This is a genomic window from Burkholderia sp. E168m15, from assembly GCF_016586105.1.
Taxonomy (GTDB): Bacteria; Pseudomonadota; Gammaproteobacteria; order Burkholderiales; family Burkholderiaceae; genus Burkholderia; species Burkholderia orbicola.
On record NZ_BCPO01000178.1, the window covers coordinates 1 to 6,917 of the forward strand.

The window sequence follows — 6,917 nt, forward strand, 5'->3', positions numbered from 1 at the left end:
ACAGTCGCCGGCCCGTCGCCACTGGTCGCTCGCGCTGCTCGGCGTGCCGCTGGCGTTTTCCGGGCTGGTGATCGCGTACGGGTTCATCCTCGCATTCGGCCGCGCGGGCTTCGTGACCACGCTGCTGGCCGCGCTGGGCGCCGATCCGACCGTGGTCGGCGGCGCGATCTATACGATGCCGGGGCTCGCGGTCGCCTATGCGTACTACCTGATCCCGCGCGTCGCGCTGATGATCTATCCCACGCTCGCGAATCTCGACCGGCGGCCGCTCGAAGCGGCGCTGACGCTCGGCGCGCGACCGTGGCGCGCATGGCTCGACGTCGCGTGGCGCGAACTGTGGCCGTCGGTCGCATCCGCATGGTGCCTCGTGACCGCGATCGCGCTCGGCACGTACGGCACGGCGCTCGCGCTGGCCGGTACGCAGATCAACATCCTGCCGCTGCTGATGTATTTGAAGCTGTCGGACGGGCAAACCGATTTCTCGCAGGCGGCCGTGCTGTCGATCGTGCTGACGGCCATCTGTACCTGCGTTTTGGCACTAGGGGAAGGTCTTGTTCGCCAACGACGTCATTGAATGCGCGTGGTCCGAACCGGCACGCGACGCGCTCGCACGACTCGCGCAACGGCAACGCGGCACGCACCGGCACCGGATGCCGGTCGGCGTGATCGGCCCGCGCGATGCGACGGATGAACAGATGCGGGTCGCGGAGCGGATCGCGCATGCGGTGGCGGCCACGGGTATCGCGCTCGTCGGCGGCGGCAAGCAGGGCGTGATGGAGGCCGCCGCGCGCGGTGCGCACGCGGCCGGCGGCTGCGCGATCGGGCTGTTGCCCGAAGACGATGCGACGCTGGCGAATCCGTACCTGAGCGTCGCGCTGCCGACCGGGCTCGGCATCACGCGCAATGCGCTGGTCGCGCGTGCGTCGGTGTGCCTGATCGCGGTGGGCGGCGGGCTCGGCACGCTGTCCGAAATCGCGCTCGGGTTGCAGTGGGGCAAGCCGGTGTTCACGATCTGCGGTGCGCCGCAGGTCGCGGGCGTCGAGTGCTTCGACGAAGCGGACGGGCTCGTCCTGCGGGTCGCGCAATGGCTGGCCGATTTCGCGTAGCGCGCGGGCGTCGGCACAGGGCTTTGCCCGGCGAGCATCGTGCGCGGGCTTGAAACGGGGCGCGCAACCCGCCATATTGGCCGGGTGTCACCCGTTCAACGACGTACCGAGAGGATCGTTCATGCGCCTACTGCTTGCCCTGCTGCTCCCGTGGTTCCAGTTCTTCACGATCGGTCGCCCGATCGCCGGGATCATTTGCCTGCTCCTGCAACTCACGATCATCGGCTGGCTGCCGGCCGCGATCTGGTCGGTGTACGCGCTGAGTCAGTACAAGACCGATCGGAAGATCGACGCGGCGTTGCGCGGGCGGGGCTGAGGCGCAATGAGCGCATCAGAACTCTTTCGGGGTAGTTCGGCCGAGTAGTTTGCATTTCGGTAGAAATTTATATATTTTATTCATATCGAGGGGGCATGATATGTATAGATTTTTGCCGAAATGACGAATTCCTGCACCATTCAGCTTCACGCCGCCGGTCACTGGCACGACATCGGCAGCGTCATCTTGTTCGGCGAGCCTGACGAAGGATGGCGCGCTCGCGCCTACTCGGGCTACGGCGTTGAATGGATCGTCCGTCATCAGGCTGCGCGCGATGCGCATGCGATGTCGTGCACCTTTCCCGTCGAACTCGAGCCGCTGGTGACATCCCATTGGCCGGTTTTCCTGATCGATTTGTTGCCCCAGGGTTTCGGTCGCCAGGAACTGTTGCGCCGCCTCGATTTGCCGGAAACGGCGGAGGAGCGAGCCGACTGGCCCTTACTGCTGGCGGGAGCCGGTAATTCGATCGGCAATCTGCGAATCAAGGAAGCCGCCCAGTGGCTCGCCGAGCGACAAGGGCCGCAGCACGGTTTCACGGACGACGAAGTGGCCATGCGCGGAGACGCATTCAGCGAGTATCTCGCCGAACACGGATTCTTCGTTGCAGGCTCTTCCGGCGTGCAGGGTGAATGGCCGAAGCTATTGCTGACCCGCGCCGACGATGGGCTGCTCTATCTCGATCACACGCTGCCCGACGAGCGTGCGGTTGCACACTACATCGTCAAGTTCGGACGCGGCAGCAACGAGCGTCTTGCACAGATTCTGCGCCACGAAGCACCCTACATGGCGTTGGCCCGGCGTCTCGGTCTGCGCGTGCATGCACCGCTGACGCTGCGTGATCGGGCGCTGTTCATTCCGCGGTTCGATCGCGCGCGAGTGGGTGACGGCGTTGTCCGGTTCGCCCAGGAAAGCATTGCTTCGTTGACGGGCAAAGCCGGCTTCGGCGTCGTGCCGAGTCACGACGAGGTATGCGCGCATCTCGTACGGCAATGTACCGATCCCCAGGCCGAGGTTGCGGAGTACTTGTGTCGCGACGTCGCCAATCTTGCGTTGGGCAATAAGGACAATCATGCGCGAAACACCGCGTTGCAACGCGATTTCCAAGGGCGCATTGCGTTGACGCCGCTTTTCGACTTTGCGCCGATGTATCTGCATCCCGATGGCATTGCCCGACGCATTCGCTGGGAGGGAAATGACGGTGGCCGGCCGGACTGGGCGAGAGTGCTCGACACGGTGGTCCGGTCGAGCGAATCCTGGGCGGGGAGCGAGCGCCCCGAGCTTGATCGCGATGCACTGCAGACGCGGCTGCGGGCAATGGCACCGCGCCTACAGGAGATCGCCGATCAAGGAACGGATCTTGGGTTGGAGCCCGATGTGCATGCCTTTCTTAAACCGGGCCTGGAGCGGTTTGCGCGCGAACTGGATGCGCTGCGCTAAGCGGGGATGGCACCATGGACAAACGCTATAACACGATGCCGCTTCCCGAGCAGCTCGCACTGCGGCGGCAAGCGGTCGAGGAGGTTCTTGCACACCCTGAATGGACGCTGCGCGAATCGGTGCGTCATTTGAAGAAGACGATGCGGTTGACGAGTGCCGAAGTGGCCAAGCTGGCCGGCGTGTCGACCAAGACGATTCAAGATATCGAGCAGGGTCGCAGCGACGGGACGGTACAGACGATGAATCGCATCTTCGGCATGCTGGGGCTTAAATTGGGTGTGGTGCGACAGAGCCCATAGCCGGGCGGGACGTGTCGTCCGCGGGTCCCTCGTTATTGCGGCGCTTGCTGCAGCCAGCCGAAGCCGCGGCCCAACGACAAAACGGCCGCCCGGTCCATCGTTCGACCGGGCGGCCGCTCCGCCTACTTCACCGCAAACAGCGTCAGGTTCATGAAGATCTTGAACGCATAGCCGAGCGTGACGGCGCCGACCACGCCGCCCGCCCACAGAACGACGAACCACATCCAGCCGCGCATCCGCAGCCGCGGCGCCTCGGGCTGGCCGGCGGTGGAATCAGTGGTGGTAGTAATGCTGGTCTTCATGGCGCACCTTGCCTCGGAATACCCAATAACCCATCGTCGTGTAGGCGATGATGATCGGGAGGATAACCGCTGCGCCGACCAGCGTGAAGGTCTGGCTCGAACGCGGCGCCGCCGCTTCCCAGATCGTCATCGTCTGAGGAATCGCATACGGGAACAGCGTGACGAGCAGGCCGACGTAGCCGAGCAGCACCAGCGCCAGCGCGAGCACGAACGGCGTCATGTCGTGCCGGTCGCGCACCGCGCGGCGCATCCACACCGCGCACGCGGCGACCAGGAACGGCACCGGCAGCAGGCGCCAGAACAGGCCCGATTCGAACCAGCGCTGCGCGATGGCCGGGTCCTGCAGCGGCGTCCAAAGGCTGACGATCGCGATGAAGCCGAGCAGCACGACGGTCAGCGGCCACACGACGCGATGCAGGCGGCGCTGCAGGTCGCCTTCGGTCTTCGCGACGAGCCAGCAGCAGCCGAGCAGCGCGTATGTCACGATCAGGCCGAGGCCGGTCAGCAGGCTGAACGGCGTGAGCCAGTCGAACGCACCGCCCGCGTACACGCCGTCCTTCACGTCGATGCCCTGCAGGAACGCGCCGAGCGCGATGCCCTGGAACAGCGTCGCGCCGGCCGAGCCGCCGATGAACGCGAGATCCCACAGCTGCTTCGTGCGCCGCGCCTTCGCGCGGATCTCGAACGACACGCCGCGGAAGATCAGGCACACCAGCATGAAGATCAGCGGCAGGTACAGCGCCGACAGCACGGTCGAATAGACGATCGGGAACACGGCGAACAGCCCGGCGCCGCCGAGCACGAGCCACGTCTCGTTGCCGTCCCACACGGGCGCGACCGTGTTCATCATCAGGTCGCGTTCCTTTTCGTCCGGGAAGAACGGGAAGACGATGCCGATGCCGAGGTCGAAGCCGTCGAGCACGACGTACATGAAGAGCCCCAATGCGATGATTGCGGCCCAGATTACGGTGACGTCCATAGGTTTTCTCGTTTGCGAATGGGGTAGGCTCAGACGGTCTCGATCAGCTCGTCGACGGCGGACATCGGGCGGCGCGCGGTGTGATCGGGGCGCGTGTCCGGTTTATCGTCGTGCTCGACGTCGGGCAGCGCGGGGCCGGCCTTCATCAGCTTCAGCATGTAGTACACGCCGGTGCCGAACACGAGGAAGTACACGATCACGAACGTCATCATCGACAGGCTGACCTGCTGCACCGACAGCGGCGACACGGCCTGCGCGGTGCGCATCACGCCATACACGACCCACGGCTGGCGGCCGGCTTCGGTCGTGACCCAGCCCGCGAGCAGCGACACGAAACCGGTCGGGCCCATCACGAGCGCGAAGCGTTGGAACCACTTCGATTCATACAGGCGGCCGCGGCGGCGCAGCAGCCACGCGAGCGCGGCGAGGCCGATCATCGCGAAGCCGAGGCCGACCATGATCCGGAAGCTCCAGAACACGACCGTCGAATTCGGGCGGTCTTGCGGCGGGAAGTCCTTCAGCCCGCGGATCTCGCCGTCCCAGCTGTGCGTGAGGATCAGGCTGCCGAGGTGCGGCACCTTCACCGCGTAGCGGGTCGTTTCCGCCTGCATGTCCGGAATGCCGAACAGGTTGAGCGCGGTGCCGCCCTTCTCGGTTTCCCACAGCCCCTCGATCGCGGCGATCTTCGCGGGCTGGTGCTTCAGCGTGTTGATGCCGTGCTGGTCGCCGATCACGGCCTGCAGCGGCGCGAGCACCAGCAGCAGCCACAGCGCCATCGAGAACATCTTCTTCACGCCCTTGTCGCGGCGGCCCTTCAGCAGGTGCCACGCGCCGGTCGCGGCCACCACGAGCGCGGCGACGATGAACGCGGCGATCGCCATGTGGAACAGGCGGTACGGGAACGACGGGTTGAAGATGATCGCGAACCAGTCGGTCGGCACGACGCGGCCGTCGACGATCTCGAAGCCCTGCGGCGTCTGCATCCAGCTGTTCGACGCGAGGATCCAGAACGTCGAGATCAGCGTGCCGATCGCGACCATCAGCGTCGCGCCGAAGTGCGCGCGCGGGCTCACGCGGTTCCAGCCGAACAGCATGATGCCGAGGAAGCCGGCCTCGAGGAAGAACGCGGTCATGACCTCGTACATCAGCAGCGGGCCGGTGACGGCGCCGGCGAAGCTCGAGAAGCCCGACCAGTTGGTGCCGAACTGATAGCTCATCACGACGCCGGACACGACGCCCATTCCGAACGCGACCGCGAAGATCTTCGACCAGAACAGGCAGAGGGTCTTGTAGTACTGCTTGCCGGTCTTCAGCCAGCGATATTCGAGCACGGCGATGAAGCTGGCGAGGCCGATGCTCAGCGCCGGGAAGACGATGTGAAAGGAGACGGTGAACGCGAATTGCAGGCGGGCCAGATCGAGGGCCGAAAGTGCGGTGTCCATACCAGATGACCGAAGCTGACGATACCCGCCGGCGGGTGCCGGCGGACCCCGGCGGACAGGCGTCGGGGTTGGCTGGAGTATGGGCCGTGATGTTGCACCGCGAAATGCGCCAACTCGTCGCAGATGTACAGCCCGTCGCGCGCGATTTCGGGATAAATCGTTGATTCGTATCAAGAAGGTCGTTCGCAGTGCGTGCGGTCGCGGCGTGGCGGTCTGACGCACGTGCGTCAATATGGCGCGTCGCGTCATTGGAACGGTTTTGCGCATGCGCCAACCGCATGCCGGGACGGCGATCGGTTTCGATCCGTTAGCGCGTAACGCGACCGTCCGGACGGGCGGGGCCGTTTGTCACACGGGTAACGTCGCGCAACATTCGCGCGCTCGCTCGTAATGGATGCCGGATCGCGTGCGGCGTAGCGTTCGGGATGCCGGGTTCGCATCGGCGAACCGGCCAGCCGGAGAACGTGACGTGAATGGATTGAAGCTCGCACTGGGCGCGGCGGCTGCGGTGGCGGTCGCGACGGGCGGCGTGGCGCATGCCGCCCGGGTCGGGGTCTATATCGGCCCCGGCTACCCGTATTACGCCCCGGTCGTCCCTGCGCCTTACTACTACCCGCCACCCGTCGTCGCGGTGCCGGTCGCTCCGCCGCCGCCGCCCGAGTATGTCGAGCAGGGGCAGCCGCAGGACAACGGCGACGCGAACCTCTGGTACTACTGCGACGCGTCGAAGCATTACTACCCGTACGTGAAGACCTGCAAGTCGGGCTGGCGCTCGGTGCCGGCGCGGCCGCAGTGACGGAGGCGCAACGATGAAAACCGTATTTCGACCGCTGCGCGTGCCGGCGGTACTGTCGCTCGCCGCGCTGCTCGGTGCGTGCGCCTACCTGCCGACCGGCCCGAGCGTGATGGCGCTGCCGGGCACCGGCAAGTCGTTCGACCAGTTCCGTGCCGACGACGGCAGTTGCCGGCAGTACGCGTTCGAGCAATCGGGCGGCGTGAGCGCCGGGCAGGCGTCGACCGCGAGCGCGGTCGGCAG

Annotated in this window: 9 protein-coding genes and 1 pseudogene; 7 read left to right on the forward strand and 3 right to left on the reverse strand. The window is 65.8% G+C overall.

The genetic code is table 11. The features are described 5' to 3' along the window. The 5 genes from JMF86_RS28555 to JMF86_RS28575 form a co-directional block, all read left to right on the forward strand. Positions 1-574 (forward strand): ABC transporter permease (locus JMF86_RS28555; protein ID WP_201317184.1); only part of this gene is annotated, 574 nt, incomplete at its 5' end. A 76-nt stretch (positions 575-650) separates the two neighbouring features. Then, the gene (locus JMF86_RS28560; protein ID WP_085962325.1) at positions 651-1,106 is read left to right on the forward strand and encodes a TIGR00725 family protein; all 456 of its coding nucleotides are present in this window, start codon (positions 651-653) and stop codon (positions 1,104-1,106) included. A gap of 121 nt (positions 1,107-1,227) precedes the next feature. Next, entirely contained in the window at positions 1,228-1,422 is a 195-nt protein-coding gene (locus JMF86_RS28565) for a YqaE/Pmp3 family membrane protein (protein WP_006480346.1), read from the forward strand. Between the two features lie 120 nt (positions 1,423-1,542). Further along, positions 1,543-2,859 (forward strand): type II toxin-antitoxin system HipA family toxin, encoded by a 1,317-nt coding sequence (locus JMF86_RS28570; protein ID WP_011548941.1) that lies wholly within the window; start codon positions 1,543-1,545, stop codon positions 2,857-2,859. A 14-nt stretch (positions 2,860-2,873) separates the two neighbouring features. Next, positions 2,874-3,158 (forward strand): helix-turn-helix domain-containing protein, encoded by a 285-nt coding sequence (locus tag JMF86_RS28575; protein WP_006480347.1) that lies wholly within the window; start codon positions 2,874-2,876, stop codon positions 3,156-3,158. A 122-nt stretch (positions 3,159-3,280) separates the two neighbouring features. Here the strand turns inward: JMF86_RS28575 and JMF86_RS28580 are convergent, their stop codons facing one another. The 3 genes from JMF86_RS28580 to JMF86_RS28590 are packed head-to-tail and all read right to left on the reverse strand — an operon-like array spanning position 3,281 to position 5,881. Then, on the reverse strand, positions 3,281-3,460 hold the full coding sequence (locus JMF86_RS28580) for a hypothetical protein (protein WP_011548942.1): 180 nt from the start codon (positions 3,458-3,460) through the stop codon (positions 3,281-3,283). Then, positions 3,432-4,439, reverse strand: coding sequence for a cytochrome d ubiquinol oxidase subunit II (gene cydB, locus JMF86_RS28585; protein WP_011548943.1), 1,008 nt, complete (start codon positions 4,437-4,439; stop codon positions 3,432-3,434). Before cydB ends, JMF86_RS28580 begins: the two co-directional genes overlap by 29 nt. 29 nt (positions 4,440-4,468) lie before the next feature. Continuing rightward, positions 4,469-5,881: a cytochrome ubiquinol oxidase subunit I gene (locus tag JMF86_RS28590; protein ID WP_011694879.1), complete on the reverse strand. Its 1,413-nt coding sequence runs from the start codon at positions 5,879-5,881 to the stop codon at positions 4,469-4,471. A 469-nt stretch (positions 5,882-6,350) separates the two neighbouring features. Between JMF86_RS28590 and JMF86_RS28595 the strand changes: the two genes are divergently transcribed. Both JMF86_RS28595 and JMF86_RS28600 read left to right on the forward strand, forming a co-directional pair. Beyond that, on the forward strand, positions 6,351-6,677 hold the full coding sequence (locus tag JMF86_RS28595; protein WP_012339266.1) for a hypothetical protein: 327 nt from the start codon (positions 6,351-6,353) through the stop codon (positions 6,675-6,677). Positions 6,678-6,690: 13 nt separating this feature from the next. After that, positions 6,691-6,917 (forward strand): annotated as a pseudogene (locus JMF86_RS28600) (hypothetical protein); the annotation flags it as partial.

Bases quoted from the DNA above. Each gene is read 5' to 3' on its own strand.
- JMF86_RS28560 (WP_085962325.1), top strand. From the start codon at position 651: ATGCCGGTCGGCGTGATCGGCCCGCGCGATGCGACGGATGAACAGATG.
- JMF86_RS28565 (WP_006480346.1), top strand. From the start codon at position 1,228: ATGCGCCTACTGCTTGCCCTGCTGCTCCCGTGGTTCCAGTTCTTCACG.
- JMF86_RS28570 (WP_011548941.1), top strand. From the start codon at position 1,543: ATGACGAATTCCTGCACCATTCAGCTTCACGCCGCCGGTCACTGGCAC.
- JMF86_RS28575 (WP_006480347.1), top strand. From the start codon at position 2,874: ATGGACAAACGCTATAACACGATGCCGCTTCCCGAGCAGCTCGCACTG.
- JMF86_RS28580 (WP_011548942.1), bottom strand. From the start codon at position 3,460: ATGAAGACCAGCATTACTACCACCACTGATTCCACCGCCGGCCAGCCC.
- cydB (WP_011548943.1), bottom strand. From the start codon at position 4,439: ATGGACGTCACCGTAATCTGGGCCGCAATCATCGCATTGGGGCTCTTC.
- JMF86_RS28590 (WP_011694879.1), bottom strand. From the start codon at position 5,881: ATGGACACCGCACTTTCGGCCCTCGATCTGGCCCGCCTGCAATTCGCG.